28 protein-coding genes are annotated in these 24,551 nt (G+C 68.5%); 14 read left to right on the top strand and 14 right to left on the bottom strand.

Annotated elements, in window-relative coordinates; all coding sequences use genetic code 11:
• Positions 1-101 precede the first annotated feature (101 nt).
• From DXT68_RS03790 to DXT68_RS03770, 5 genes are all read left to right on the top strand, one after another.
• Positions 102-1,247 carry an ABC transporter substrate-binding protein gene (locus DXT68_RS03790; RefSeq protein WP_045254731.1) on the top strand — a complete coding sequence of 382 codons (1,146 nt, stop codon included), beginning with the start codon at positions 102-104 and terminating at the stop codon, positions 1,245-1,247.
• Complete coding sequence (locus DXT68_RS03785; RefSeq protein ID WP_244268204.1) at positions 1,244-2,194, top strand: ABC transporter permease; 951 nt, start codon at positions 1,244-1,246, stop codon at positions 2,192-2,194. The genes DXT68_RS03790 and DXT68_RS03785 overlap by 4 nt, the downstream gene beginning before the upstream one ends.
• On the top strand, positions 2,191-2,985 hold the full coding sequence (locus DXT68_RS03780; protein WP_045254733.1) for an ABC transporter permease: 795 nt from the start codon (positions 2,191-2,193) through the stop codon (positions 2,983-2,985). The genes DXT68_RS03785 and DXT68_RS03780 overlap by 4 nt, the downstream gene beginning before the upstream one ends.
• Positions 2,982-4,061: an ABC transporter ATP-binding protein gene (locus DXT68_RS03775; RefSeq protein ID WP_045254734.1), complete on the top strand. Its 1,080-nt coding sequence runs from the start codon at positions 2,982-2,984 to the stop codon at positions 4,059-4,061. Before DXT68_RS03780 ends, DXT68_RS03775 begins: the two co-directional genes overlap by 4 nt.
• Positions 4,062-4,146: 85 nt before the next feature.
• The gene (locus tag DXT68_RS03770; RefSeq protein WP_045254735.1) at positions 4,147-4,326 is read left to right on the top strand and encodes a YegP family protein; all 180 of its coding nucleotides are present in this window, start codon (positions 4,147-4,149) and stop codon (positions 4,324-4,326) included.
• Between the two features lie 87 nt (positions 4,327-4,413).
• On the opposite strand, the gene DXT68_RS03765 is transcribed toward DXT68_RS03770, so the two are convergent.
• Genes DXT68_RS03765 through DXT68_RS03755 form a run of 3 tightly spaced genes read right to left on the bottom strand, consistent with a single transcriptional unit; the run spans position 4,414 to position 6,819 of the window.
• A complete protein-coding gene (locus DXT68_RS03765) occupies positions 4,414-5,169 on the bottom strand; it encodes an amino acid ABC transporter ATP-binding protein (RefSeq protein ID WP_045254736.1) in 756 nt (251 codons plus the stop codon).
• Entirely contained in the window at positions 5,166-5,963 is a 798-nt protein-coding gene (locus DXT68_RS03760; RefSeq protein WP_045254737.1) for an amino acid ABC transporter permease, read from the bottom strand. Before DXT68_RS03760 ends, DXT68_RS03765 begins: the two co-directional genes overlap by 4 nt.
• Positions 5,964-6,003: 40 nt before the next feature.
• Positions 6,004-6,819: a basic amino acid ABC transporter substrate-binding protein gene (locus tag DXT68_RS03755; RefSeq protein ID WP_045254738.1), complete on the bottom strand. Its 816-nt coding sequence runs from the start codon at positions 6,817-6,819 to the stop codon at positions 6,004-6,006.
• A gap of 263 nt (positions 6,820-7,082) precedes the next feature.
• Here DXT68_RS03755 and DXT68_RS03750 point away from each other — a divergent pair, with 263 nt between their 5' ends.
• Genes DXT68_RS03750 through DXT68_RS03740 form a run of 3 tightly spaced genes read left to right on the top strand, consistent with a single transcriptional unit; the run spans position 7,083 to position 12,827 of the window.
• On the top strand, positions 7,083-7,622 hold the full coding sequence (locus DXT68_RS03750; RefSeq protein ID WP_045254739.1) for a hypothetical protein: 540 nt from the start codon (positions 7,083-7,085) through the stop codon (positions 7,620-7,622).
• Complete coding sequence (locus DXT68_RS03745) at positions 7,612-11,541, top strand: Pls/PosA family non-ribosomal peptide synthetase (protein ID WP_244268205.1); 3,930 nt, start codon at positions 7,612-7,614, stop codon at positions 11,539-11,541. The genes DXT68_RS03750 and DXT68_RS03745 overlap by 11 nt, the downstream gene beginning before the upstream one ends.
• Complete coding sequence (locus tag DXT68_RS03740; protein WP_045254741.1) at positions 11,538-12,827, top strand: M1 family metallopeptidase; 1,290 nt, start codon at positions 11,538-11,540, stop codon at positions 12,825-12,827. The genes DXT68_RS03745 and DXT68_RS03740 overlap by 4 nt, the downstream gene beginning before the upstream one ends.
• 16 nt (positions 12,828-12,843) lie before the next feature.
• Here DXT68_RS03740 and DXT68_RS03735 read toward each other — a convergent pair whose 3' ends face one another.
• From DXT68_RS03735 to DXT68_RS03705, 7 genes are all read right to left on the bottom strand, one after another.
• Positions 12,844-13,473, bottom strand: a complete 630-nt coding sequence (locus tag DXT68_RS03735; protein WP_052677779.1) for a 4'-phosphopantetheinyl transferase family protein — start codon at positions 13,471-13,473, stop codon at positions 12,844-12,846.
• 49 nt (positions 13,474-13,522) lie between these two features.
• Entirely contained in the window at positions 13,523-13,822 is a 300-nt protein-coding gene (locus DXT68_RS03730) for a Dabb family protein (protein ID WP_045254742.1), read from the bottom strand.
• Complete coding sequence (locus DXT68_RS03725; protein ID WP_045254743.1) at positions 13,819-14,109, bottom strand: glutaredoxin family protein; 291 nt, start codon at positions 14,107-14,109, stop codon at positions 13,819-13,821. The genes DXT68_RS03730 and DXT68_RS03725 overlap by 4 nt, the downstream gene beginning before the upstream one ends.
• A complete protein-coding gene (locus DXT68_RS03720; protein WP_045254744.1) occupies positions 14,106-14,408 on the bottom strand; it encodes a rhodanese-like domain-containing protein in 303 nt (100 codons plus the stop codon). The genes DXT68_RS03725 and DXT68_RS03720 overlap by 4 nt, the downstream gene beginning before the upstream one ends.
• Before the next feature lie 81 nt (positions 14,409-14,489).
• Entirely contained in the window at positions 14,490-14,588 is a 99-nt protein-coding gene (locus DXT68_RS03715; RefSeq protein ID WP_003792170.1) for a 30S ribosomal protein bS22, read from the bottom strand.
• A 168-nt stretch (positions 14,589-14,756) separates the two neighbouring features.
• Positions 14,757-14,948: a helix-turn-helix domain-containing protein gene (locus tag DXT68_RS03710; RefSeq protein ID WP_042538977.1), complete on the bottom strand. Its 192-nt coding sequence runs from the start codon at positions 14,946-14,948 to the stop codon at positions 14,757-14,759.
• A gap of 326 nt (positions 14,949-15,274) precedes the next feature.
• The gene (locus DXT68_RS03705; protein WP_045254958.1) at positions 15,275-15,691 is read right to left on the bottom strand and encodes an ArsR/SmtB family transcription factor; all 417 of its coding nucleotides are present in this window, start codon (positions 15,689-15,691) and stop codon (positions 15,275-15,277) included.
• A gap of 101 nt (positions 15,692-15,792) precedes the next feature.
• Between DXT68_RS03705 and DXT68_RS03700 the strand changes: the two genes are divergently transcribed.
• Together DXT68_RS03700 and DXT68_RS03695 are read left to right on the top strand one after the other, a co-directional pair.
• Positions 15,793-17,223, top strand: a complete 1,431-nt coding sequence (locus tag DXT68_RS03700) for a TrkH family potassium uptake protein (protein ID WP_045254745.1) — start codon at positions 15,793-15,795, stop codon at positions 17,221-17,223.
• Complete coding sequence (locus DXT68_RS03695) at positions 17,216-17,887, top strand: potassium channel family protein (protein WP_045254746.1); 672 nt, start codon at positions 17,216-17,218, stop codon at positions 17,885-17,887. Before DXT68_RS03700 ends, DXT68_RS03695 begins: the two co-directional genes overlap by 8 nt.
• A gap of 69 nt (positions 17,888-17,956) precedes the next feature.
• Here DXT68_RS03695 and DXT68_RS03690 read toward each other — a convergent pair whose 3' ends face one another.
• Positions 17,957-18,244, bottom strand: coding sequence for a DUF1905 domain-containing protein (locus DXT68_RS03690; protein ID WP_045254747.1), 288 nt, complete (start codon positions 18,242-18,244; stop codon positions 17,957-17,959).
• Position 18,245: 1 nt separating this feature from the next.
• Positions 18,246-19,085 (bottom strand): pyrroline-5-carboxylate reductase, encoded by an 840-nt coding sequence (gene proC, locus DXT68_RS03685; protein ID WP_045254748.1) that lies wholly within the window; start codon positions 19,083-19,085, stop codon positions 18,246-18,248.
• 60 nt (positions 19,086-19,145) lie between these two features.
• On the opposite strand from proC, the gene DXT68_RS03680 reads away from it, so the two are divergent.
• Complete coding sequence (locus DXT68_RS03680; RefSeq protein ID WP_045254749.1) at positions 19,146-20,117, top strand: cation diffusion facilitator family transporter; 972 nt, start codon at positions 19,146-19,148, stop codon at positions 20,115-20,117.
• A gap of 50 nt (positions 20,118-20,167) precedes the next feature.
• Here DXT68_RS03680 and tadA read toward each other — a convergent pair whose 3' ends face one another.
• Positions 20,168-20,623 carry a tRNA adenosine(34) deaminase TadA gene (tadA, locus tag DXT68_RS03675; RefSeq protein WP_045254750.1) on the bottom strand — a complete coding sequence of 152 codons (456 nt, stop codon included), beginning with the start codon at positions 20,621-20,623 and terminating at the stop codon, positions 20,168-20,170.
• Positions 20,624-20,704: 81 nt separating this feature from the next.
• On the opposite strand from tadA, the gene upp reads away from it, so the two are divergent.
• Positions 20,705-21,337, top strand: coding sequence for a uracil phosphoribosyltransferase (upp, locus tag DXT68_RS03670; protein ID WP_045254751.1), 633 nt, complete (start codon positions 20,705-20,707; stop codon positions 21,335-21,337).
• Between the two features lie 12 nt (positions 21,338-21,349).
• On the opposite strand, the gene DXT68_RS03665 is transcribed toward upp, so the two are convergent.
• Positions 21,350-22,291, bottom strand: a complete 942-nt coding sequence (locus DXT68_RS03665) for a LysR family transcriptional regulator (RefSeq protein ID WP_045254752.1) — start codon at positions 22,289-22,291, stop codon at positions 21,350-21,352.
• Positions 22,292-22,413: 122 nt separating this feature from the next.
• On the opposite strand from DXT68_RS03665, the gene DXT68_RS03660 reads away from it, so the two are divergent.
• Both DXT68_RS03660 and DXT68_RS03655 read left to right on the top strand, forming a co-directional pair.
• On the top strand, positions 22,414-23,403 hold the full coding sequence (locus tag DXT68_RS03660; protein ID WP_045254753.1) for a putative oxygenase MesX: 990 nt from the start codon (positions 22,414-22,416) through the stop codon (positions 23,401-23,403).
• A 20-nt stretch (positions 23,404-23,423) separates the two neighbouring features.
• On the top strand, positions 23,424-24,485 hold the full coding sequence (locus DXT68_RS03655) for a methionine synthase (RefSeq protein WP_045254959.1): 1,062 nt from the start codon (positions 23,424-23,426) through the stop codon (positions 24,483-24,485).
• The last annotated feature ends 66 nt before the right edge of the window (positions 24,486-24,551 follow it).

The following is a 24,551-nucleotide window of genomic DNA, read 5'->3' as shown; positions in this document are numbered from 1 at the left end:
CCTCTCGTTCACCGGCCCAGGTCTGATCGGCAACCCGCGGCTCATAGTGTCCTCTCGCAACCCGAATCCGGCGCGCAACGCCGGGCACCGAGAGGATCCTGATGACCAACTTCCACCGCCGCGCGCGCATCGGCGCGGGCATCGCCCTGTTCACCGCCGCTGCGCTCGGTCTCACCGCCTGCGCCACAGGGGCAGAGACCCCCGCCGCCGCCGGCGAGGGCGATGCCGTCGACGCCGCCGCTGCGACGTCGGTCGACGACTTCGGCTCGTTCGCCGACCTCGAGACCGCCGCGAAGGCCGAGGGCCAGCTCAACGTCATCGCGCTTCCGCGGGACTGGGCGAACTACGGCGAGATCATCGATCTCTTCACCGAGAAGTACCCGGAGATCACGGTCAACGAGGCTTCGCCCGACGTCTCGAGCGCCGAGGAGATCCAGGCGGCGAAGACGAACGAGGGCCTGGACACCGCGCCCGACGTGTTCGACCTCGGTCTGGCGGTCGCCCTGCAGAACACCGACGTGTTCGCGCCGTACCAGGTGCAGACGTGGGACGAGATCCCGGAGGAGCTCAAGGAGCCGACCGGCCTGTTCGTCGGCGACTACGGCGGGTACATGTCGATCGGCTACGACTCGTCGAAGTTCGACGCCCCGAAGACCCTCGACGACCTGAAGGACGCGGCCTACAAGGGTGCGGTCGCCATCAACGGCGACCCTACGCAGGCAGGCGCGGCGTTCGCGGCCGTGGGCCTCGCGACCGTACAGTCCGACGGCACGCTCGACGACTTCCAGCCCGGCATCGACTTCTTCGCCGACCTGCAGAAGGCGGGCAACCTGCTCAAGGTCGACGTCACCACGGCGACCGTCGCGAGCGGCGAGACGCCGGTCGTCTTCGACTGGGACTACCTGAACGCCGCGCACGCGGCAGACAACAAGAACTGGAAGGTCGTCGTCCTCGACGGCACCGGATACGCGGGCTACTACAACCAGGCCATCAACAAGGATGCCCCGAACCCGGCAGCCGCACGCCTGTGGCAGGAGTTCCTCTACAGCGATGAGGTGCAGAACCTGTGGCTCAAGGGCGGCGCACGCCCCGCGCGCATGGAGGCCATGACAGAGGCCGGCACGATCGACGCCGACCTGGCCGCGGCCCTGCCCGAGGTCCCGAGCGAGACGGTCGTGCCGACCGAGGAGCAGTCGACGAACGCCGGCACGCTGCTCGGCGAGAAGTGGGCAGCGGCGGTCCAGTGACCACTGCCACCGCTGCGGGGGCGGATGCCACGGCATCCGCCCCCGTCTCCCCCGCAGCGCACAGCGCTGGGTCCGCGACGACGTCGCGGGCCCAGCGCTCCGCGCCGTCCGCCGCCTGGTTGGGGCTCGTGCCCTTCGCCGCGTATGTGCTGCTGTTCCTCGCCGTGCCGACCGTTCTGGCCATCGGCTCGGGGTTCTTCACGAAGGACGGCGCCTTCACCCTCGGCAACGTGTCGGCTCTGGTCGATCCCGTCGTGCTCACCACCTTCGCGAACTCCGCCGGGCTGTCGCTGCTGACCGCCGTGGTCGGCGCGATCGTCGGGGCCCTCGTCTGCTATGCCCTCCTCGGCATGAACCCCGAGGGCGTCGTCCGCTCGACGGTGGATGCCGCAGCGGGCGTGCTCGCCCAGTTCGGCGGTGTCATGCTCGCGTTCGCCTTCATCGCCACGATCGGCATCCAGGGCGTGCTGAAGCTGTTCCTGCAGGACGCGTTCGGCATCGACATCTTCGCGAACGGCACCTGGCTCTACGAGCTGCCGGGTCTGATCCTGCCTTACATCTACTTCCAGATCCCGCTCATGGTGATCACCTTCATGCCCGCCCTCGCCGCGCTCAAGCCGCAGTGGGCCGAGGCGAACCTCACGCTGGGCGGCACCCGCTCCAGCTTCTGGCTGCGCATCGGCATCCCGGTGCTCGCCCCGTCGTTCCTGGCCAGCCTGCTGCTGCTGTTCGCCAACGCGTTCTCGTCGTACGCGACCGCCGCCGCCCTCGCCAGCCAGGGTTCGCAGATCGTGCCGCTGCAGATCCGCGCGGCGCTGACGAGTGAGACAGTGCTGGGTCGAGAGAACCTCGCCGGCGCTCTCGCGCTCGGCATGATCGTCATCGTCGGAGTCGTCATGGCCCTCTACTCGCTCATCCAGCGTCGCGCAGCGAGGTGGCAGTCGTGAACCGTCTCGCTCCCTCCCCCGTGACCCGGTGGATCATCGGCATCCTCGTCGGAGCCTTCTTCGCGATCCCGCTGATCTCGACCTTTCTCTACACGCTGCGCCAGACCGACGGCAGCCTCGGCTTCGAACGCTGGGCGGCCCTGTTCGACCCGGCGAAGTCCGCCGCGATCCGACCGATCTGGATGGGGCTGGGCAACTCGCTCGTCCTCGCCCTCGTCACGGTGGCGATCGTTCTCCTGCTGCTCGCACCGACCATGATCCTGGTGAACCTGCGCTTCGGCAGGCTCCGCCCCGCCTTCGAGTTCGCCGTGCTGCTGCCGATCTCGATCCCCGCGATCGTGCTCGTGGTCGGGCTCGCACCCATCTACCTCCAGATCGGCCGCACGCTCGGCACCGGCACCTGGACGCTCGCCTTCGCCTACGGCATCACGGTTCTCCCGTTCGCCTATCGCTCGATCCAGGCATCGATAGACGCCGCCGATCTGCGCACGCTCGCCGAGGCCGCGCGTTCCCTGGGCGCGAGCTGGCCGACCGTGGTGCTCAAGGTCCTCGCACCGAACCTGCGTCAGGGACTGCTGGCGGCCTCGCTCATCTCGATCGCCGTCGTGCTCGGCGAGTTCACGATCGCCTCGCTGCTGAACCGCCAGGTGTTCCAGACCGCCATGGTCGTCGTGAACAAGCAGGATCCCTACGCTCCCGCGATCTTCACGCTGCTGGCTCTGCTGTTCGTCTTCCTGCTCCTGCTCCTCATCGGCCGCGTCGCCCGCGGCACCCGAAAGGCCCAGTCATGACCCTCCCCGAGACCGCCGACAACACGCTGCTCGCCGAAGCCGGCGAGGGCACTCGCGTGCAGCTGCAGGGCATCGTGAAGAGCTACTCCGGCACCACCGTGCTGCACGGCGTCGACCTCGACATCGCGCCGGGCGAGTTCGTGTCGCTGCTCGGCCCGTCCGGGTGCGGAAAGACGACCCTCCTGCGCGTGCTGGCCGGGCTCGAGGGCCTCGACGGCGGCGCTGTGCTCCTCGGCGGAAGCGACGTCTCCCGCGTGCCCACCAACAAGCGCGACATCGGCATGGTCTTCCAGTCGTACTCGCTCTTCCCGCATCTGCGGGTGGTCGAGAACACGGCCTTCGGTCTCCGCCGCCGTGGTGTCGGCAAAGCGGATGCCGCCGCGCGCGCCCTCGATGCCCTCGCCCTCGTCGGACTCGCCGACTTCGCCGATCGCTTCCCGCACCAGCTGTCGGGCGGGCAGCAGCAGCGCGTGGCGCTCGCCCGCGCATTGGTGACGGAGCCCAAGGTGCTGCTGCTCGACGAGCCGCTGTCGGCCCTCGACGCGAAGGTGCGTGTGCAGCTGCGCGACGAGATCCGTCGGATCCAGCTGCGCCTCGGCATCACCACCGTCTTCGTCACCCACGACCAGGAGGAGGCGCTGGCGGTGTCGGATCGGATCGCGGTGATGAACGCGGGCATGATCGAGCAGATCGGCACCCCCGAGCAGCTGTACACGTCGCCGTCGACAGCGGGAGTGGCGGCATTCGTCGGTCTCTCCAGCATCGTCTCCGGCGTCGCCGAGGGAGATCACGTCGTGGTGTGGGGACAGCGGCTGCCCCTGCGTTCGCCGGCCGACGGTCCCGTCGATGTGTTCCTTCGGCCCGAGAACGTGCACTTCGCGTCCGAGGCGGATGCCGCGACGGACGCGCTCGTGCAGGAGAGCACGTTCCTCGGCAGCATGCGCCGCACGCTCGTGCGCACCGAGTCGGGTGAGCTGGTGCGGCTGCAGCACGCCCCCGGCATCCACCCCGCGTTCGGCGATCACGTGCGGATCGCGGTCGCCCCCGAGCCGGTCGCCGTGCATCCACGGGGTTGAGCGAGCCCTATCGCTGGCCGGTACTCCGAGATACCGTGATGCTCGAGGGCCTCGTTCCCTCCTCACCGTCGAGAAAGGACACCTCATGGCAGGCAAGTTCGAGCTGTACACCGACAGCGCCGGTGGTCATCGGTTCCGGCTGAAGGCCGGCAACGGCGAGGTCATCGCGTCGAGCGAGAGCTACACCACGCTGTCCGCCGCGAAGAACGGCGTCGAGTCGGTGAAGACCAACGCGCCGGGAGCCACGGTCGTCGAACTCGACTGACCGCGACTCCGCACCGCACACACAGACCCCCTCCTGTACATCGCGCAGGAGGGGGTCTGTGTATGGTGAGGGCCGTTCGACCGCGGCTCAGAGCACGCGAGCCAGGAAGTCCTGCGTGCGCGGATGCTGCGGGTTGGCGAGCACCTCACGCGGGTCACCCTCTTCGACGATGTGTCCGCCGTCCATGAAGATCAGGCGCGACCCCACCTCCCGGGCGAAGCCCATCTCGTGCGTGACGACGAGCATCGTCATCCCCTCGTCGGCGAGCGAGCGCATGACCTGCAGCACTTCGCCCACCAGCTCGGGATCGAGGGCCGACGTCGGCTCGTCGAACAGCATCATGTCGGGATTCATGCACAACGCGCGGGCGATCGCGACGCGCTGCTGCTGGCCGCCCGACAGGTGACCGGGGAAAGCGTCCGCCTTCTCGGCGAGTCCGACACGCCCCAGCATCTCCTTCGCGATCTTCTCGGCCTCGGCCTTGGAGCGCTTCTTCACGCGCTGCTGCGCGATCATGAGGTTGCCCATCACATCGAGGTGCGGGAACAGGTTGAAGCTCTGGAACACCATGCCGATGCGTGTGCGCACCCGGTCGATGTCGACGTCGGGGTCGGTGATGTCGATCCCCTCGATCAGCACCTTGCCGCCTGTCGGCTCTTCGAGCAGGTTCACCGAGCGCAGCAGCGTCGACTTGCCGGAGCCGGAGGGGCCGATGATGCAGACCACCTCGCCCGCGGTGACGGTGAGGTCGATGCCTTTGAGCACCTCGTTGTCGCCGAAGCTCTTGACGAGCCCCTGCAGGTCGATCGCCGGAGCGTGGACATCAATCAGATCGGTGATCATCGCTGCTTCGCCATCCGTCGTTCCAGGTACGCGCTGAAGCGCGTGAGGGGGATCGTCACGATCAGGTACAGGATCGCCGCCATGATCAGCGGCGTCGCGTTCGTGTTCTGCGTCGCGGCGTCTCGGGCGAAGTTGGTGAGCTCCTTCGACCAGATGAACGTTCCCGCGACGAAGAGCAGCGACGTGTCCTTCAGCAGCAGCACGAACTCATTCGTGAGCGGCGGGATGATGATGCGGAATCCCTGCGGCACGATGATCCAGAACGTGGTCTTCATCGGAGACATGCCGAGCGAGCGCGCAGCCTCGGTCTGCCCCTTCGGGACCGCCTGGATGCCGGCGCGGATCGTCTCGGCCATGTACGCCGACGCGACGAGGATGAGGCCGACGAGACCGAGCACGACCGGACCGCCGAGGTCACGCCCCGAGATGCCCAGTGCGATCGGTAGGATGAAGGCCACGCCGAAGATCGTGAGGATCGCGGGAAGCCCGCGGAACAGCTCGATCCAGGCCGTGGCGATCCATCGGAACGGCCCGATGCTCGACAGCTTCAGCAGCGCGAGCACGACCCCCAGCAGGAGCCCGGCGACGAACGCGACAGCGGTGAACCACAGCGTGTTGACGAGTGCGGTCGTGATGATCCCGGGGAACATCTTCGCCGCGATCTCGGGGTTGAAGAACAGCGGCCCGATCTTCGCCCAGTCGGTGCTGACCGCCGCCCAGACGACGATCGCGATCAGCACCGCGTAGACGGTGTACCGGTACAGCTTGCTCTTCGTGGTGCGCCTCAACGCCATTGTCAAGGTCCTCTCTGTTCCAGCTCCAGTCCGGACCCGGTCACTTCACCGCAAGATACTTGTCAAAGATCTCCTGGTACGTGCCGTCATCCCGGAGATCCTGGAGAGCCGTATTGACCGCCTCAATGAGCGCATCTTTTTCGCCCTTTGCGAAAGCAAAGCCATAGGACTCATCGGTGGCGTAAGTCTCGACGATCTTGTATGCAGAGTCGGCCTGCTCGTGAACGTAGTTCACGGGCTGGTCCTGAAGGATGGCATCGATCTGCCCCGCCTGCATCGCCGGCCACAACTCGCCGTCGGAGGGGTACTGGACGAGCTCCGCGCCCTTGGCATTCTCGGTCGCGTACGACTCGCCCGTGGTGCCCTGCTGCACACCGACGTTCTTGCCCGACAGGTCGTCGATCGACTTAATGCCGGAATCGGTTCGGACCAACAGGGACTGCATCGAATCCACGTAAGGATCAGAGAAATCGATGTTCGCTTTGCGCTCGTCGTTGATCGTCATCGCCGACGCCCCGACATCGCAGGTGCCGGCCGCGAGCGTGGTGCCGGACTGCAGCGCGTCGAAGCCGACGTCCTGCACCGCGAGCTTCAGGTCGAGCTCCTTCGCGATCGCGTCGAGCAGGTCGATGTCGAAGCCGGTGTACCCGGTGCCGTTGTCGCCGCCCTCGAACTCGAAGGGCGCGTACGGGATGTCGGAGCAGACCGTGAGCGTGCCGGCCTCGACGAGGTCGTACTCGTCGCCCGCCGCCGGCTCACCGGATCCGCCGCTTCCTGCGCCGCCCGCACAACCGGCAAGGGCGAGGGTGGCGGTCGCGGCGAGCGCGATCCCGGCGATGATGTTGCGACGCTGCATGTCAGCTCCTGAAAAGTGAGGGGTGTGTTGCTCACGGGCGGGTAGGAGAACATCTAAACACGCGCGCTCCTGCCGAGCCCGCCCCGGGCAGTGTTCTGCGGATCACATTTGTGTTGCAAGTGTGACCGAATATGACGGCCGTGTTACAGCTCGGATCGCGACGCCGATCACGGTACCTGGAGCACCGATTGTTCACCTTGCCTGAGTATCCTCTGTGCCGAAAGCCCGAGCCGACGTGCTCCGGATTCAGAGGAGACCCGATCATGGCCAAGAAGACCGCAGCCCGCCGCGACGCCGAGGTGGCCATCGATGCCGCCGCACGTGCCGCGAAGGACGCCAAGAAGCTGATCAAGAACCTGCCGGCGAAGTCGGCGAAGAAGCTCAAGCCTCTCGTCGAGGACGCGAAGGACGCCTCGAAGGTCTCGAAGAAGAAGGTCGCCGATCAACCGAAGAAGGTCGCGAAGTCCGCCGTCGCCGCCACGGAGCGGCTGCAGAAGGCGAGTGCGAAGCTGCACGCCGCTGCCGAGGCGAAGACGGCGCCCGCGAACAAGAGCGAGAAGACGAAAGCTCCCGAAAAGAAGAAGTCCGCGAAGAAGACGGCCCCCGCATCCGCCTCCGTGGAGTCGGCAGCCGCCGCATCCGCCCCCGCGCCTTCGGCCCCGCAGACGCCGGCCGAGAACCCCGCTGCGCACGACCTGACCGCGCGGACAGTCGTCGAGCTCCGCGCACTGGCGCGCGCTCAGGGCCGCACCGGTTACTCGCGCCTGACCAAGGCCGCACTGCTCGATCTCCTTGCGCGCTGACGTGCAGGAGGCGCTGGATCGCGGCGCATACGCACCGCTCCCCCGCACCCTGATCGACGTTCTGCGAGACACGACGGCGCGGTACCCCGATGCCTCCGCGGTCGAAGACGGCGACGGCGCGCTCAGCTATGCCGAACTGCTCGCGCGGGTGTGGCGCACCGCGGCCATGCTCCGCGAGAACGGGGTGCGGCAGGGCGACCGGGTCGGCATCAGGATGACGTCGGGGCGCCGCGAACTGTACATCGCGATCCTCGGCACGATGGCGGCCGGCGCCGCCTACGTTCCGGTCGACGCCGATGACCCCCAGGAGCGCGCGGACCTCGTGTTCCGGGAGGCGGGCATCGCCGGCGCGATCACCGATGCGGGCTATCGCCCCGCAGAAGGGGTCGCATCCGCCGCGCTCTTCGACAGCGGGTCCCCTCACCCCAGCACCTCCGCGATCCCGGTCGTCGCCCCGCCGACCACCGACGACGACGCGTGGATCATCTTCACCTCGGGTTCGACCGGGGTGCCCAAGGGCGTGGCGGTGTCTCATCGCTCGGCCGCGGCCTTCGTCGACGCCGAGGCGCGCCTCTTCCTGCAGGAGGCGCCGCTCGGGCCGGGCGATCGCGTGCTCGCCGGACTGTCGGTCGCGTTCGATGCATCGTGCGAGGAGATGTGGCTGGCCTGGGGGCACGGGGCCTGCCTCGTGCCGGCACCCCGGGCGCTCGTGCGCTCCGGCGAGGACCTCGGCCCCTGGCTGCTCGGCCACGGCATCACGGTCGTGTCAACGGTGCCGACCCTCGCAGCGCTCTGGCCGCAGGATGCGATCGAGAACGTGCGGCTGCTGATCTTCGGCGGCGAGGCGTGCCCTCCCGAGCTGGTGGCGCGGCTGGCCTCCGAGGGGCGCGAGGTGTGGAACACGTACGGGCCGACCGAGGCGACGGTCGTCGCCTGTGCGTCTCTGATGGACGGCATCGGCCCCGTGCGCATCGGTCTGCCACTCGACGGCTGGTCGCTGGCCGTCGTCGACGCCGAGGGGCATCGGGTCGCCGACGGCGAGGCGGGCGAGCTCATCATCGGGGGTGTCGGGCTGGCGCGCTATCTCGATCCCGCCAAGGATGCCGAGAAGTACGCGCCCATGCCGACACTCGGGTGGGAGCGGGCCTACCGCTCCGGCGACGTGGTCCGCATGGAGCCCGAAGGACTGATCTTCCAGGGCCGCGCCGACGACCAGGTCAAGATCGGCGGCCGCCGCATCGAGCTGGGCGAGGTCGAGACCGCACTGCAGGCCCTCACCTCGGTGTCCGCCGCCGCAGTGGTCGTGCAGAAGACCGATGCCGGCCTTCCTCTCCTCGTCGGCTACGTGGTCCCGGACGAGGGCTTCGACCGGCAGACCGCCCGCTCCGAGCTCGCCGCGCTGCTGCCCGCCCCGCTGATCCCGCTGCTCGCGACCGTCGACGATCTGCCCGTGCGCACCTCGGGCAAGGTCGACCGCGCCGCACTCCCCTGGCCGCTGGACTCCGGCGACGCGGGAGACTCCTCGTTGTCGGGCACCGCCGCGTGGCTTGCCGAGCAGTGGTTCGCCGTGCTCGGCATCCGCCCGGACGACGACGATGCCGACTTCTTCCAGCTCGGCGGAGGCTCGCTCGCCGCCGCTCAGCTGGTGTCGCGCCTGCGCACCCGCGCCCCCGAGTTCACGATGACCGATGTCTACGACCTGCCGCGGCTGCGCCAGATGGCGGATGCCGTCGACGAGGAGGCCGACGACGACGACACCGAAGAACGGGTCTTCAGCCAGCCTGTTCCCACACCGCGGCGGATGCAGTGGGTGCAGACGATCGCCGGCCTGCCGCTGTTCGTGTTCACCGGCATCCGCTGGCTGCTCTTCCTCCTCGCCGCGAGCTGGATACTGCGGCTCTCGCCCGGATTCGAGTTCCTGCCCGATGTGCCCGTGTGGACCGTCATCGTCGGGCTGCTCGTGTTCGTGACCCCGCTGGGCAAGATGACGATCGCCGCGGTCGCCGCCCGACTTCTGCTCGCCGGGCTGCGCCCCGGCGACTACCCGCGCGGCGGCGGGGTGCACCTGCGGCTGTGGCTCGCCGAGCAGATCGCCCAGCAGGTGGATCCGGTCGGGCTGGCCGGCGCCCCCTGGGTCGTCTACTACGCCCGAGCCCTCGGCGCCCGCATCCACCGGGATGTGGACCTGCACACGGTGCCGCCGATCACGGGAATGCTCGACATCGGTCCCGGCGCCTCGATCGAACCCGAGGTCGACCTCACCGGCTATTGGATCGACGGCGACACCGTGCGCATCGGCGGCATCCGCATCGGCGCCGACGCGACCATCGGCGCACGCAGCACCCTCGCACCCGGCACGAAGATCGGTCGCGGAGCAGAGATCGCCCCGGGGTCGGCGGTGTTCGGTCGCGTGCGCGCGAAGCAGCGGTGGGCGGGCTCCCCGGCGGCTCGGATCGGCGGCACCTCGTCACCGTTCGCCCCCGGCCGCCCACCGACCAGGGTCCGGTGGCTGTGGGCGTACGCGGCCTCGTCGGCGCTTCTCGGCCTCCTCCCCGTCATCTCGCTGGCCGCCGGGGCCTGGATCCTGGCGCTCGGCATCCGAGGCTCCGACTCGCTGCTCGCGGCGGTCCCCGGCATTCTCGCGCTGCTGGTGCCCGCGGTGCTGCTGGCCGGTCTCGTGTTCGCCGGCCTGGTGCTGCTCTTCGTGCGCGTGCTCGGTCTCGGGCTCGCCGAGGGCGTGTACCCGGTGCGTTCGCGAGTCGCCTGGCAGGCATGGACGACCGAGCGCCTGCTCGATTCCGCCCGGACCTTCCTCTTCCCGCTGTACTCCAGCATCGTCACCCCGATCTGGCTGCGTGCACTGGGCGCCGACGTCGGTCGCGACGTCGAGGCGTCGACCGTGCTCCTCATCCCGACGCTCGCGACGATCGCCGACGGCGCGTTCCTCGCCGATGACACCATGGTGGCGACCTACGAGCTGCGGGGCGGGTGGATGCGGTTGCGCAGAGCGCGGATCGGCAAGCGCGCCTTCCTGGGCAACTCGGGCATGGCCGCAGGGGGCCACAACGTGCCGCGCGACGGCCTGGTCGCCGTGCTGTCGGTCGCTCCCCCCAAGGCCAAGGCCGGATCGTCCTGGCTGGGATCGCCGGCGGCGCGCCTTCGTCGGGTGGTCAACGACTCCGACCTCGAGCGCACCTATCGGCCGCGCGCGAGCCTGCGCCTCGCCCGTGCACTGTGGGAGTCGTGCCGCATCATCCCGGTGTTCGTCACCTGCGCGATCGGCCTCTCCGTGATGCTCGCTCTGGCCGCTGTCGTCGAGCACGGGGGCCTGGGCTGGGCCGTCGCCCTCTCGAGCGTCGTGATGCTGGCGGCCGGCGCGGTCGCCGCTCTCGTCACGACGATCGCCAAATGGCTCATCGTCGGGCCGATCCGCGCGGGCGAGCATCCGCTGTGGTCGAGCTTCGTGTGGCGCACGGAGGTGTCCGACACGTTCACCGAGATGGTCGCGGCCCCCTGGTTCGCCAACGCCGCCGCCGGCACGCCCGCTCTCGCGATCTGGCTGCGCTCGCTCGGCGCGAAGATCGGACGCGGCGTGTGGACCGACAGCTACTGGCTGCCCGAACCCGACCTCGTGACGCTCGGCGACGGCGCGACGGTCAACCGCGGATGTGTGGTTCAGACGCATCTGTTCCATGATCGAGTGATGAGCATCGACGCAGTGACCCTCGAGAACGGTGCGACCCTGGGTCCGCACAGCGTGATCCTGCCCGCGGCGACGATCGGGGCGGATGCCACGGTCGGCCCCGCCTCGCTCGTGATGCGGGGCGAGTTCGTGCCGGTCGGCAGCCGGTGGAGCGGCAATCCCATCGGTCCGTGGCGAGCGGTCAAGGTGCGCTCGTACCAGGCGACCGACGCATGACCGTCGACCCCTACACCCCGCACAGCGGCGATCGACGCTACGGGGTGCTGCACTACGACCTCGCGATCGACTACCGCGTCACGACCAATCGTCTGGTCGGCACGGCCACCATCCGACTGCGGATGCAGGAGTCGGCCGCGCACATCTCCTTCGACCTGATCGGCCTCAAGGCGACGAAGGTGCGCGTGACCGGAGACCGCGCCGCGTCCTTCCGCCAGGACGATCGGCGGCTGAAGGTGATCTTCGGGGCGGAGCGTGCCAGCGGCCGGGAGGTCACCGTGTCGATCGACTACACCGGAGCGCCGGGGCCGCGGCGCACCCGATGGGGTCTGCTCGGCTGGGAGGAGCTCGAAGACGGCGTGATCGTCGCCTCGCAGCCGACCGGCGCACCGACCTGGTTCCCGTGCAACGACATCCCCTCCGACAAGGCGACGTACCGACTCGCCTTCACCGCCGACCCCGAGTACACCGTCGTCAGCGGCGGTGCCGCCACCCGGTCGACGCAGCGCGGTCGCACCCGCTGGACGTTCGAGCAGCCGGTGCCGACGGCCACCTATCTGATGACGGTGCAGATCGGCCGGTACGACGACGACAGAGTCGCCCTCGGGGACACACCGGGACGTCTGTTCCACCCGCGCCCTCTGGCCGCACGCGTGCGAGCAGACTTCGCCGATCTCCCGGCGATGATGTCGGCGTTCGTCGAAGCCTTCGGCCCCTACCCGTACGAGTCCTACAAGGTGGTCATCACCCCCGATGCCCTCGAGATCCCTCTCGAAGCCCAGGGCATGGCGATCTTCGGCGCGAACCACATCGACGGGAGGGGCGGCAGCGAGCGTCTGATCGCCCATGAGCTCGCGCACCAGTGGTTCGGCAACAGCGTGGGAGTCGCCCGCTGGCAGGACATCTGGCTCAATGAGGGGTACGCCTGCTATTCGGAGTGGCTGTGGTCGGAGGCAGGCGGCGGTGCGACGGCGCACGCGAACGCCGTGGAGCATCACGCCCGGCTCCGGGCACTCCCGCACGACCTCGTGCTCTCGGACCCGGGCGCGGACGACATGTTCGACGACCGCGTCTACAAGCGGGGCGCGCTCACCCTGCACGCCCTGCGCCTGACGGTCGGCGACGAGCTGTTCTTCGCCCTCACCCGCGAGTGGACGAGTCGGTTCGCCGGTCTCGCGGTGACGAGCGACGACTTCCTCGGGCTGGTCGACGAGCTCGCCGGCGGGCAGGCTCGCGAGCTGGTCCGCTCGTGGATCGACGAGCGCGCACTGCCTGCACTCCCCTGAACCGGGCGAGCTCCCCTCAGCGGGGCGATCCGATCGCGAGGCTCAGCACATGGCCGGGCGGACCGGCGAGCGTGACGACGTCGATCGGGTCGCTGCGATCCGGAAGCACGGTCGACCACACCCCGGGTGCGGACGCATCCGATCGGACGCGCAGAGTCACCTCGGCAGGATCGATCGCGAACCCGCGGCCATCGGCCTTCACCGCAGCCTCGATGCGTGTCCAGGCCGCGAGATCGGGCGCGTCCGCAGGAAAGAGTGTCGCGATCTCGGCGAGACGGCCCGCGTGGGCGAGAGGTTCGACATCGACGCCCAGCGACGCGGATGCCGGCCCCACCGCCACTGCGACGAGATCATCGCCGTGGCTCACGCTCAGCGAGAGGCCGGGGGCCCGCGGTCTGCCGTGCGGTGCACCGCAGCGTCCGCAGGTGCTGTCGAGGGTCACGACACGCTCCCCGTCGTCGCGACGCAGGAGGTCGCGGATCAGCGCTCTACCGGCGAGGAACCCCTGCCGCTTGGCACCATCGAGCGGGAGCAGACGGTCATGCTGGCCGCGCCCCATCGCGAGGACGTCGGTGGAGTCGAATCCCTCGAGGCGCGAGGGAGTCGTCCATGCCACGGTCACGCCCTGCCAGGTGAGCTCCCCCACGGTGCCTCCGACTGCCCCTGCCGACGACGCCCCGTTCCGGGGCTGCGGCTCAGATCTCGATGTCGACGGCGGCCCGCGCGGCGACGACCGAGCGCACGTAGGCGACGACCTCTTCGTGTGCGGGGTGCACCTGGTACTCCTCGAGCGCCGCGACCGAGTCGAAGTCCGCGACGAGCGTGACGTCCCAGTTCGTGTCGGGGTAGGCGACGTTCGCCCCCGCCGAGATCGAGCGCAGCTGCGGCACCACGCCGTCGAGCGCGTTCAGCCGGCGCGCGACTTCGGAGGCCTGCTCGGCGCGGACGTCGGCGTCCTCGGCAGCCAGCTTCCACGAGACGATGTGACGGATCATCGGGGCTCCTTCTTCAGGGCGTCCTCGTTGACGGCGGCTTCGAGGGACTCCTTCAGGCGATCGGCGGACAGACGCCAGTGTGCGTGCAGCTCTCCGTCGATCAGAACGACGGGGATCTTCTCCCACCACAGCTCGTAGAGGGCCGGGTCGTCGGCGATCGACGCCTCGACGACCTCGATGCGCTCAGCCGCGGCGTCGGGAAGCTCGGCCACGACCGCATCGATGATCTCGGAGGCCACGTCGCACAGATGGCAGTCGGGCTTGCCGATGAGGGTCAGCGTGGTCACGCCGACGGCACCTCGATGTCGCGGCCCTGAGCGATCCATTCGCCCGTACCGCCCTCGACGTTCGTCGCGTCGTACCCGCGGGACTCGAGTGCCTCGACGACACGCGCCGACCGGCCTCCGGCCTGGCAGATCACGTCGAACGACTCGGCGGGGAGCTCTTCGAGCCTGTCGCCGATCTCCGACATCGGGATGTTGACCGCGCCGGGCACGTGCCCGGCGGCGAACTCGTGCACCTCCCGCACGTCGATGAGCGGGGTGTTCGAGCGCTCTGCGAGCTCGGTGACGGTGATCGACTTCATGGCATGCTCCTGCGACGAGGGGGAAACCGGGGGGAGAGACACAAAGCGCCCGTCCGGAGACAGGCGCTCGTGTCTGGTCGCTTACTTCTTGTTGCGACGCTGGTGGCGAGTCTTACGAAGCAGCTTGCGGTGCTTCTTCTTCGCCATGCGCTTGCGGCGCTTCTTGATGACAGAACCCACGGAAACCTCACTAAGTCAGTGGCTGGGTGTCGTCGGTGACGGACACCCGGGTACGGGCACGGAAAAAATGCCTCGGATCAGTCTAGCAAACCGGGGCGCCTTCACTGTACGCGATGCATCGTCGTAGATCGACGACGCACCGACGTGCGGTGGAGGGCCGCGATCGGATCAACCGACGTCGGCGATGGGTCGCTGCAGCGCGTCGGCCACAGCGGACTCCGGGACGCGGAAGCTGCGACCGAAGCGGATGGCCGGCAGCTCGCCGGCGTGCACCATCCGATAGACGGTCATCTTCGACACGCGCATGAGCTCGGCGACCTCGGCCACCGTCAGGAACCGGACATCAGGAACCTCGGGCATCCCACGTACCCCTTTCTGGATTTGTGCACACTCTATGGGTTATCTGGGACGCGTGTAAACCCGTGTGACTCATGTGATCAGTGAGACCCGCACCTCCGAGGGATTCGCCGTCGCCGCGGGCATCGAGAAGCCCAGGACCGCGATCTCAGCCCAGACATAGGATGTATGGCGGATCCGCCCAGTTTCGTCTGACAACCTCTGACCACGACTCACGATGGCACCGTCAGAGTCCACGCGGGCTGGGGCCCGCGGCCTCGCCCCTGATGAAGAGCCCCCCGGTTCGTCAGGGGCGATGTGCGTTCAGCCGCGGATGCGCGGTCGCACCGTCAGCCGCCGAATCGCTTGAAGGCCGAGTCCACCACGTGCTTGGCGGACGCGACAGCGCGTCCCACCACCTCGGCCGCGTGCGCGGCGCCGTCCGGGAGCGGCTGCCCGGGGTACTCGATGTCGGGCGCGTCGTCGCCGTACGCATCCATGAGGAAGGGGACCAGCCAATCGTCGACGACCTCGAGGGGTTCGACGGCGAGGCTGTAGAAACGGCGCTGGCCGTCTTCGCGGACGCTGACCAGTTCGGCTTCGCGCAGCACCTTCAGATGCTTCGAGACCGTGGGCTGGCTGATGCCCAGATCGGCGACGATCTGGCTGACGCTGGTGCCGGCATCTCCTTCGGTCGTGCGACGCAGGAGAAGCTGGAGGATGTCGCGCCTCGTACCGTCTGCGATCACGTCGAAGATGTCCGTCATGTGATCAGGGTAGTCGTCCCCGGCACGGAGTACCATGACGAAGGCTCGGCGAACGACGTCGTGCTGCCACGCACCGCGCGGAGAGAACGAAGGGGGACGCGATGTCGGGCATCGTTTCGGCGTCGTCGCCTCGACAGCGGCTCCAGAACGCCGCATCGTGGAGCAAGCACATCATCACGTCGTCGCCCTCGCGCTTCGCGATCGTGATCTTCGCGATGCTCATCCTCGTCTTCACCGTGCTGCTGTCGCTGCCGATCGCCTCCGCGACGCGCACGGTCACTCCGCTCGCGGACGCCCTGTTCACCGCGGTGTCGACGATCTGCGTCACGGGACTCGCGACGGTCGACATGGCGACCCACTGGTCTCCGTTCGGCCACGTGCTGATCTTCATCGGAGTGAACATCGGTGCTCTCGGCGTGCTGACGCTCGCCTCGCTCATGGGGATGCTCATCTCCAAGCGCCTCGGCCTGCGTGCGAAGCTCATGGCCGCCGGCGACACGAATCCGATGCGCGCCCACGGCGGCGTCGTGAACGAGAGCCAGACCGTGCGACTCGGCGAGGTCGGTCAGCTGCTCACGACCGTCGCCCTCTCGGCCCTCATCATCGAAGGCGCCCTCGCGATCCTGCTGTACCCGGCGCTCGTCATGGCCGGCGTCGAGCCGATCGCCGCGCTGTGGGAGGCGCCGTACTTCGCCGCGATGGCGTTCACCAACACGGGCTTCGCCCCCAACGCGGGTGGCGTCGCGGTGTTCGCCGACGACTACCTGGTGCTCTCCCTGCTCATGGTCGGCGTCTTCCTCGGCAGCATCGGCTTCCCCGTGATCTACACGCTCGCCAAGCACGTGTGGCACGTCAAGAAGTGGTCGCTGCACACCAAGCTCACGCTCGTCACCACCGTGCTGCTGTTCGTGCTGGGCGCCGTCGTCTTCCTGGTGCTCGAATACGCCAACCCGAAGACCTTCGGGTCGATGGACGCGGCCGATACGACCTTCCAGGCCTTCTTCCTGTCGGCGATGACGCGCTCCGGCGGCTTCAACGTCATCGAGATGGACGACCTGAACGGCTCGTCGCTGCTCGCGGCATCGATGCTGATGTTCGTCGGCGGCGGCTCGGCCTCCACTGCGGGCGGCATCAAGGTGACGACCCTCGCCGTGCTCGCCATCGCGGTCTGGTCGGAGGCGAAGGGTCGCCAGTCGGTCGAGGCGTTCGGACGCCGCATCCCCAGCGACGTGCAGCGCGTCGCGCTCAGCGTCGTGGCGTGGGGCGCGACGATCGTCGCGCTGTCGACGATCATCATCTCCCAGATCACCAAGGCCGACATCAGCCATGTGCTCTTCGATGTGATCTCGGCCTTCGGCACCGTGGGACTCTCGACCGGGTTGACGGCCGAGCTGCCCGATTCCGCCTCATACGTCCTCGCGACCACCATCTTCATGGGGCGCGTTGGTACAGTGACTCTCGCCGCGGCCGTCGCCGCGACGTCGCGAACGCAGTACTACTCACTGCCCGTGGAAAGGCCGATCGTTGGTTGAAGTCCTCCGGGGGGACGCTCCCGTCCTCGTCATCGGTCTCGGTCGGTTCGGCGCCGCGTGCGCGGGCGAGCTCGACCGTCTCGACCGCGAGGTGCTCGCGATCGACGACAACCTCGAACTCGTGCAGAAGTGGTCGGACCGGGTCACCCACACGGTGCAGGCCGACGCCAAGAACATCGACGCCCTGCGCCAGATCGGCGCACAGGACTTCCAGGTCGCGGTCGTCGCCGTCGGATCCTCGATCGAGGCATCGGTGCTGATCACCGCGAACCTCGTCGACCTCAAAGTGCCGCAGATCTGGGCGAAGGCCGTCTCGCAGTCGCATGGGAAGATCCTGGCCCGAGTGGGCGCGAACCACGTCATCTACCCCGAGCGCGAGGCCGGCGAACGTGTCGCCCACCTCGTCTCGGGCCGCATGCTCGACTTCATCCGCTTCGACGACGACTTCGTGCTGGCCAAGATGTACCCGCCGAAGTTCATCCGCGGCGTCGGTCTGAACGAGTCCGGCGTGCGCACCAAGTACAAGGTCACCGTGGTCGGCGTGAAGAGCCCGGGCAAGCCGTTCCGCTACGCCGAGGCGAACACCATCGTGACCAACCACGACCTCATCATCGTGTCGGGCACCAACAGCGACATCGAGCGCTTCGCGGCCCTCGACCGCTGAGCCGCTCCCCCGCGTCTCGCGTTCGCCTGTCGGGCATCGCCGTCAGGCGTCATCGTCGGTGATCGCCTGTCAGGCGTCGATGTCGAGCGTCAGGTCGACGACGTCATCGATCGTGACGCTCTCGCGATCCTGCAGCAGCTTCTTGATCGGCACGATGTAGCCGCCGTCCTTCGGCCAGAGGGCGGTCGCCACCGTGGTGCGCCCGATCGTCACCGATGCGGGGATCATGCCCCACCCGTAGGTGACGACGCTCGCCACCTCGCCGATCATCGCGCTCTCCTCGGGCGGCACGGTGACGAAGTGGAAGGGCGCGGGACCACGCCAGAACCAGATCGCCCCCGAGAACCGCAGCCGCATGTCAGGCTCCGGCGGCGAGCTCTCGTGCACGTGCGAGGGCCGCATCGGCCGCGGCCGCGAACGTACGGTCCAGGTGCGCGCCCTGCAGCACGGCGACCGCCCGCTCTGTGGTGCCCTTCGGGCTGGTGACGCGGCGACGCAGCTCGGCCGGCTCCTCCCCCGAGGCGTCGAGCAGCGCGGTGGCGCCGATGAACGTCTGCTCGACCATGAGTCGCGCGTCGGCCTCGCTGAACCCCAGGCCGACAGCGGCCTTCGTCAGCTCCTCGATCAGCAGGTAGACGTAAGCGGGACCCGAGCCCGAGATGGTCGAGAGCGCGTCGATCTGCGACTCGGGAACCTCGACGACAGCGCCCACGGTCGCGAAGAGGCGGTGCACGAGGGCGAGATCGTCGGCGGTCGCCGCGGCCCCCGCCGCCACACCGGTGACGCCCTTGCCGACCGTCGAGGGGGTGTTCGGCATCGACCGGATCACGCGCACCTCTGCCCCCAGGTTGTCGGCGAACGTCTGCAGGGTGACCCCAGCCGCGAGACTCACCACGATCGCGTCGTCGGCCAGGTGCGGTGCGATCTCCCGCAGCAGATCCGGCACCATGGCGGGCTTCACGCCGACCAGCACGATCCGGGCATCGGCGACCGCCTCGACGTTGCCGTCGGCGGTCTCCGACAGCGCGAGGCTCCTGACGCCGTCGAGGTCGGCGAACGCCGCCGCCTTCTCGGGCGTGCGGTTCGTGGCGGTGATGCCCCCGTCCACCGGGATGCCGGAGGCCACCACACCGCGGAGGATCGCACCTCCCATCGAACCGGCACCGACGAACGCGAGAGAGGGAAGGGAGTCAGCCATGCCGTCATCCTACGGCGGGCTCTTCCGGCATCCGCGGACCAGCCGATCTAGACTCGTCGCATGAGTGCATCGGGCGGCGGCAAGGCGATCATCGCGGCGTTCCTGGCGAATCTGGGCATCGCTCTGGCGAAGCTCCTCGCCTGGGCGCTCTCCGGCTCGGCATCGATGCTCGCCGAGGCGATCCATTCGGTCGCCGACTCCGGCAACCAGCTGCTGCTCATGCTCGGCGGCCGCAAGGCCCGACGCGAGGCCGACAGAGCGCATCCCTTCGGCTACGGACGCGAGCGCTACGTCTACGCGTTCGTGGTGTCCATCATCCTGTTCTCGGTCGGCGGCCTGTTCGCCATCTACGAGGCCATCGACAAGCTCACCCACCCGCATGAGCTCGACAAGACCTGGTGGTGGCTGCCGATCGTCGTGCTCGTGGTCGCGATCGGCCTGGAGTCGTTCTCGCTGCGCACCGCGGTCAAAGAGAGCAACCTCGTGCGCGACCGCGACCAGTCGTGGGTGTCGTTCGTCCGGCGCGCGAAGGCGCCTGAACTGCCGGTCGTGCTGCTGGAGGATGTCGGGGCACTGACCGGACTCAGCTTCGCGCTGCTCGGCGTCGGCCTGACGATCATCACCGGCAACCCCGTGTTCGACGCCCTCGGAACGCTGATGATCGGCATCCTGCTGGTGCTCATCGCGATCGTGCTCGGGGTCGAGACCAAGAGCCTGCTCGTGGGCGAGGGCGCCACCCCCGCCGATCACGACCGCATCGTCGACGCCATCAACGCCGGCGACGAGATCGAGAAGGTCATCCACATGAAGACCCTCTACCTGGGTCCGGATGAGCTCATGGTCGCGGCGAAGATCGCCCTCAACGCCGACAAGCCGCTGCGCGAGGCCGCCGACGACATCGACGCGATCGAAGCTCGCATCCGCGAGGCCGTGCCGATCGCCCGCGTGATCTACATCGAGCCGGACGTCTACCGTCCCGCGATCGATCCCGAGCCGTCGACCGACGTGTTCGTGCTCAAGTCCTCCGACTGACCCCGGCGCCGCGGCCGTGTGCGGCGCGGCGCCCGATCAGCGCCGGGCCGTCAGCGCCGCTGCTCGAAGAAGTCGCGCAGCAGCGCCGTGGCGGCTGCCTCCTCGACCCCGCCGATCACCTCGGCGCGGTGCGGCAGACGCCGGTCGCGCAGCACGTCGTACATCGACCCCGCGGCTCCGGCCTTCTCATCCCAGGCGCCGAAGACGACGCGCGCGATGCGCGACTGCAGGATCGCGCCGGCGCACATGACACAGGGCTCGAGGGTCACGACGAGGGTGTGGCCCTCGAGATTCCAGGTGCCCGCGGATGCCGCAGCCGAGCGCAGCGCCTCGACCTCGGCGTGCCCGGTCGGATCGTGGGTCGCCTCACGGGTGTTCCGCCCCTCCGCGACGATCCGCCCGGAAGGATCCAGCACGACGGCCCCGACCGGGATCTCCGCGGCGTCGGCCGCGGCCGCGGCGAGCGCGAGCGCATGGCCCATCGCGGTCAGGTCGGCGGCGGTCATGCGTCGAGCCTACGACAGCGCGCGGCGGAGGCCGCGGCATGCGATGTCGTGCGTGGGCGTCCGGCGCATTAGCCTGTATCCATGCGTGTCCACGTCGCCGACCACCCTCTCGTCACCCACAAGCTCTCGGTCCTGCGCGACCACCGCACTCCGTCTCCCGTCTTCCGGCAGCTGACCGAGGAGCTCGTCACCCTTCTGGCGTACGAGGCGACGAGAAACGTCAAGGTCAGCCCGATCGAGATCACCACACCGGTGACGACGACGATGGGTGTGAAGATCTCGGAGCCGCGTCCGATCGTCGTCCCCATCCTGCGCGCGGGACTCGGGATGCTCGAAGGGCTCGTCAAGCTGCTGCCGACCGCCGAGGTCGGTTTCCTGGGCATGGTCCGCGACGAGGAGACCTTCGAGCCGACCACCTACGCCGAGCGTCTGCCCGACGATCTGAGCGACCGCCAGTGCTTCGCCATCGACCCGATGCTCGCCACCGGCGGCTCGCTCGCCGCGGCGATCCAGTTCCTGTTCGACCGCGGCGCCAAGGACGTCACCGCGATCTGCCTGCTCGGCACCCCCGAGGGCGTGGCGGCCATCGAGGCGCTCGTCGGCGACCGCGACGTCACCCTGGTTCTCGGCGCTCTCGACGAGCGACTGAACGAGAAGGGGTACATCGTGCCCGGACTCGGCGATGCCGGAGACCGCCTCTACGGCACGGTCTGACCTGCCGCCCGCCTAGTCGAGCAGCGCGACTCCGAAGCCCGCGACCACGTCGCGCACCTCGGCGAGGTAGCGCTGCGCCTGCTCGGTGAGAGGGATGGCCGTGCGCCCGACCCACCCGATCTCGATCCGCTCGTCGACATCGAGCGGCACCGCGACGATCTCCGGGTCGAGGTCGTCGCTGATGATGCCGGTGGAGATCGTGTACCCGTCGAGGCCGATCATCAGGTTGAAGATCGTCGCGCGATCGGACACCCGGATCTCCTGCGCGCTCGAGAGGGTCGAGAGGATCTCCTCGGCGAAGTAGAAGGAGTTGTTCGCGCCCTGGTCGAAGGTGAGCCGCGGCAGCCCGACGAGATCGTCGAGGGTCGCGCGCTTCCTCGCGGCGAGGGCATTGCGGCGCGAGACGAAGATGTGCGGCTCCGCGAGGAAGAGCGGATGGAACGCCAGCCCCGAGTCACGCAGCAGCTTGTCGATGACGTTGCGGTTGAAGTCGTTGCGGAACAGGATGCCGAGCTCGCTGCGCAGCGTCCGCACATCCTCGATGATGTCCCACGTGCGGGTCTCCCGGAGCGAGAACTCGTACTCCGCCGCGTTCGTGCTCTTCACCATGCGCACGAACGCATCGACGGCGAAGGAGTAGTGCTGGGTCGACACCCCGAGGAGGCGACGCGACGGCGGACGACCCAGGTATCGCTGCTCGAGCAGCTCCGCCTGCTCGACGACCTGCCGGGCGTAGCCGAGGAACTCCACGCCGTCGCCGGTGAGCGTCACGCCGCGGGCCGAGCGCGACAGGAGCGTCCGCCCCACCCGGGTCTCGAGGTCCTTCATCGCCGCCGACATGGTGGGCTGGGCGACGTAGAGCAGGTCGGCCGCGGCCGTGATCGATCCCTCCGCGGCGACGTCGATGAAGTACTGGAGCTGCTGCAGCGTGATGCCGCTCGGTCGCCTAGGCATAGCGCAATCCTATAGGGACGCATAGTGGAGCCGAATTACCCGATGACCTCCGTGCGGCGGCACGATGAGAGCACAGCTCCTGAGAGGCCACCCGGCCTCGCCTCCTTCGGATTGGCTTCTTCATGGCGAACGACATCACGTTCAGCATCACCACCACCCGCTTCGACGAGGACTACGCACCCTCGGACGCATCGCGGATCACGACGAACTTCGCCAACCTCGCCCGCGGCGAGCGCCGCCAGGAGAACCTCCGCAACGCGCTGTCGATGATCGACCGTCGCTTCAACGACCTCGCGCGCGAGGACAACCCCGACGGAGACCGCTACAGGGTCGAGCTCGACATCATCTCGGTGCAGCTGCGCTTCTCCGACGGCGCGGACGAGGAGTTCCCGGTGCTCGAGGTGCTCGACGTGCACATCCTCGACCGGGTCACGGGCGCGCGCCACCAGGGCATCGTGGGGAACAACTTCTCCTCCTACCTTCGCGACTACGACTTCAGCATCGTCCTGCCTGCCGCCAACGCGGGCGGAGGCGGCTTCACGACGCCCGACGACTTCGGCGCACTGCACGGCAAGCTGTTCCAGCACTTCGTCGAGTCCGCCGCGTATCGGGAGCGCTTCCCGCAGTCGCCGGTCATCTGCATCAGCGTGTCGACCAGCCGGACGTATCGACGATCAGGCGTGGAGCATCCCGTGCTCGGTGCCGAGTACGTGCAGGATTCGTTCTCGCTCACCGACGAGTACTTCGGCAAGATGGGTCTGCAGGTGCGGTACTTCATGCCCCGCGGCAGCGTCGCCCCCCTCGCCTTCTACTTCCAAGGCGATCTGCTGAGCGACTACTCCGATCTGCAGCTCATCGGCACGATCAGCACCATGGAGACCTTCCAGAAGATCTACCGCCCCGAGATCTACCACGCGAACGGCCCCGCGGCCGAGGTCTATCGCCCGACCCTCGAGCACGAGGACTTCCAGCGCACGGACATCACCTACGACCGTGAGGAGCGGAGCCGACTGGCGGTCACCCAGGGACGTTACGCCGATGAGCATTTCGTCACCCCGCACCGTCGGGTGCTGGACGAGTGGGCCGCCTCCTACCCCGCCCTGGTCCGATGAGCGGCGCGGGATCGACGGCCGTGAACACGCTGCTGCCCACCTCGATCGTCGGCAGTCTGCCCAAGCCGGCGTGGTTGGCGAAGCCCGAGGTGCTGTGGTCCCCGTGGGAGCTGCAGGGTGATGCACTCGTGGAGGGCCGGCAGGATGCACTGCGCGCGGCGGTGCACGAGCAGCAGCGGCGCGGCATCGACATCGTGAGCGACGGCGAGCAGACCCGGCAGCACTTCGTGACCACCTTCATCGAGCACCTCGACGGCGTCGACTTCGAGAAGCGCGAGACGGTCCGCATCCGCGACCGGTACGACGCGAGCGTGCCGACAGTGGTGGGCGCGGTGAGCCGGCGCCAGCCGGTGTTCGTCGCGGACGCGGCCTTTCTGCGCCAGCAGACCGATCGCCCGATCAAGTGGGCGCTCCCCGGCCCGATGACGATGATCGACACCCTCTCCGACCATCACTACCGCAGTCGCGAGAAGCTGGCATGGGAGTTCGCCACCATCCTCAATCAGGAGGCCCGGGAGCTCGAGGCAGCGGGCGTGGACATCATCCAGTTCGACGAACCCGCCTTCAACGTCTTCTTCGATGAGACCAAGGACTGGGGCATCGCCGCGCTCGAGCGCGCGGCCGAGGGACTGCGCGCAGAGACGGCGGTGCACATCTGCTACGGATACGGGATAAAGGCGAACAACGACTGGAAGGCGACGCTGGGTGCGGAGTGGCGACAGTACGAGGAGTCGTTCCCCCTTCTGCAGCAGTCCTCCATCGACATCGTCTCTCTGGAGAGTCACAACTCCCACGTGCCGATCGATGTCATCGAGCTCATCCGCGGCAAGAAGGTCATGCTCGGAGCCATCGACGTCGCGCGCGAGCAGATCGAGACTCCGGAAGAGGTCGCCGACACCCTCCGGCGCGCCCTCGAGTTCGTCGATGCCGACCTCCTCATCCCCAGCTCCAACTGCGGCATGGCCCCCCTTCCGCGGGGCGTCGCGTTCGACAAGCTCAGCGCACTGTCGGCGGGGGCTCGGATCGTCCGCCAGGAGCTCGGCGTCGACGTCGGCGTCGGCGCAGGGGTGGGCGTGGGCTGACACCGGGTCTCGACACCGTGACGGCCGGCGATGTCGGTGCGGCGCATGTTCCGACGAGGGCCGGCT

Source organism: Microbacterium foliorum (assembly GCF_003367705.1).
Classification (GTDB): Bacteria; Actinomycetota; Actinomycetes; order Actinomycetales; family Microbacteriaceae; genus Microbacterium; species Microbacterium foliorum.
This window is presented reverse-complemented; position numbering and strand designations above follow the sequence as displayed.

Coding starts and splice junctions, on each gene's coding strand:
- DXT68_RS03665 (WP_045254752.1), bottom strand. CDS start 22,291: ATGCCTAGGCGACCGAGCGGCATCACGCTGCAGCAGCTCCAGTACTTC.
- DXT68_RS03750 (WP_045254739.1), top strand. CDS start 7,083: ATGGCCAAGAAGACCGCAGCCCGCCGCGACGCCGAGGTGGCCATCGAT.
- DXT68_RS03760 (WP_045254737.1), bottom strand. CDS start 5,963: ATGGCGTTGAGGCGCACCACGAAGAGCAAGCTGTACCGGTACACCGTC.
- DXT68_RS03755 (WP_045254738.1), bottom strand. CDS start 6,819: ATGCAGCGTCGCAACATCATCGCCGGGATCGCGCTCGCCGCGACCGCC.
- DXT68_RS03720 (WP_045254744.1), bottom strand. CDS start 14,408: ATGAAGTCGATCACCGTCACCGAGCTCGCAGAGCGCTCGAACACCCCG.
- DXT68_RS03690 (WP_045254747.1), bottom strand. CDS start 18,244: ATGCGGCTGCGGTTCTCGGGGGCGATCTGGTTCTGGCGTGGTCCCGCG.
- DXT68_RS03680 (WP_045254749.1), top strand. CDS start 19,146: ATGAGTGCATCGGGCGGCGGCAAGGCGATCATCGCGGCGTTCCTGGCG.
- DXT68_RS03710 (WP_042538977.1), bottom strand. CDS start 14,948: ATGCCCGAGGTTCCTGATGTCCGGTTCCTGACGGTGGCCGAGGTCGCC.
- upp (WP_045254751.1), top strand. CDS start 20,705: ATGCGTGTCCACGTCGCCGACCACCCTCTCGTCACCCACAAGCTCTCG.
- DXT68_RS03660 (WP_045254753.1), top strand. CDS start 22,414: ATGGCGAACGACATCACGTTCAGCATCACCACCACCCGCTTCGACGAG.
- DXT68_RS03790 (WP_045254731.1), top strand. CDS start 102: ATGACCAACTTCCACCGCCGCGCGCGCATCGGCGCGGGCATCGCCCTG.
- DXT68_RS03730 (WP_045254742.1), bottom strand. CDS start 13,822: ATGATCCGTCACATCGTCTCGTGGAAGCTGGCTGCCGAGGACGCCGAC.
- proC (WP_045254748.1), bottom strand. CDS start 19,085: ATGGCTGACTCCCTTCCCTCTCTCGCGTTCGTCGGTGCCGGTTCGATG.
- DXT68_RS03770 (WP_045254735.1), top strand. CDS start 4,147: ATGGCAGGCAAGTTCGAGCTGTACACCGACAGCGCCGGTGGTCATCGG.
- tadA (WP_045254750.1), bottom strand. CDS start 20,623: ATGACCGCCGCCGACCTGACCGCGATGGGCCATGCGCTCGCGCTCGCC.
- DXT68_RS03705 (WP_045254958.1), bottom strand. CDS start 15,691: ATGACGGACATCTTCGACGTGATCGCAGACGGTACGAGGCGCGACATC.
- DXT68_RS03740 (WP_045254741.1), top strand. CDS start 11,538: ATGACCGTCGACCCCTACACCCCGCACAGCGGCGATCGACGCTACGGG.
- DXT68_RS03765 (WP_045254736.1), bottom strand. CDS start 5,169: ATGATCACCGATCTGATTGATGTCCACGCTCCGGCGATCGACCTGCAG.
- DXT68_RS03775 (WP_045254734.1), top strand. CDS start 2,982: ATGACCCTCCCCGAGACCGCCGACAACACGCTGCTCGCCGAAGCCGGC.
- DXT68_RS03700 (WP_045254745.1), top strand. CDS start 15,793: ATGTCGGGCATCGTTTCGGCGTCGTCGCCTCGACAGCGGCTCCAGAAC.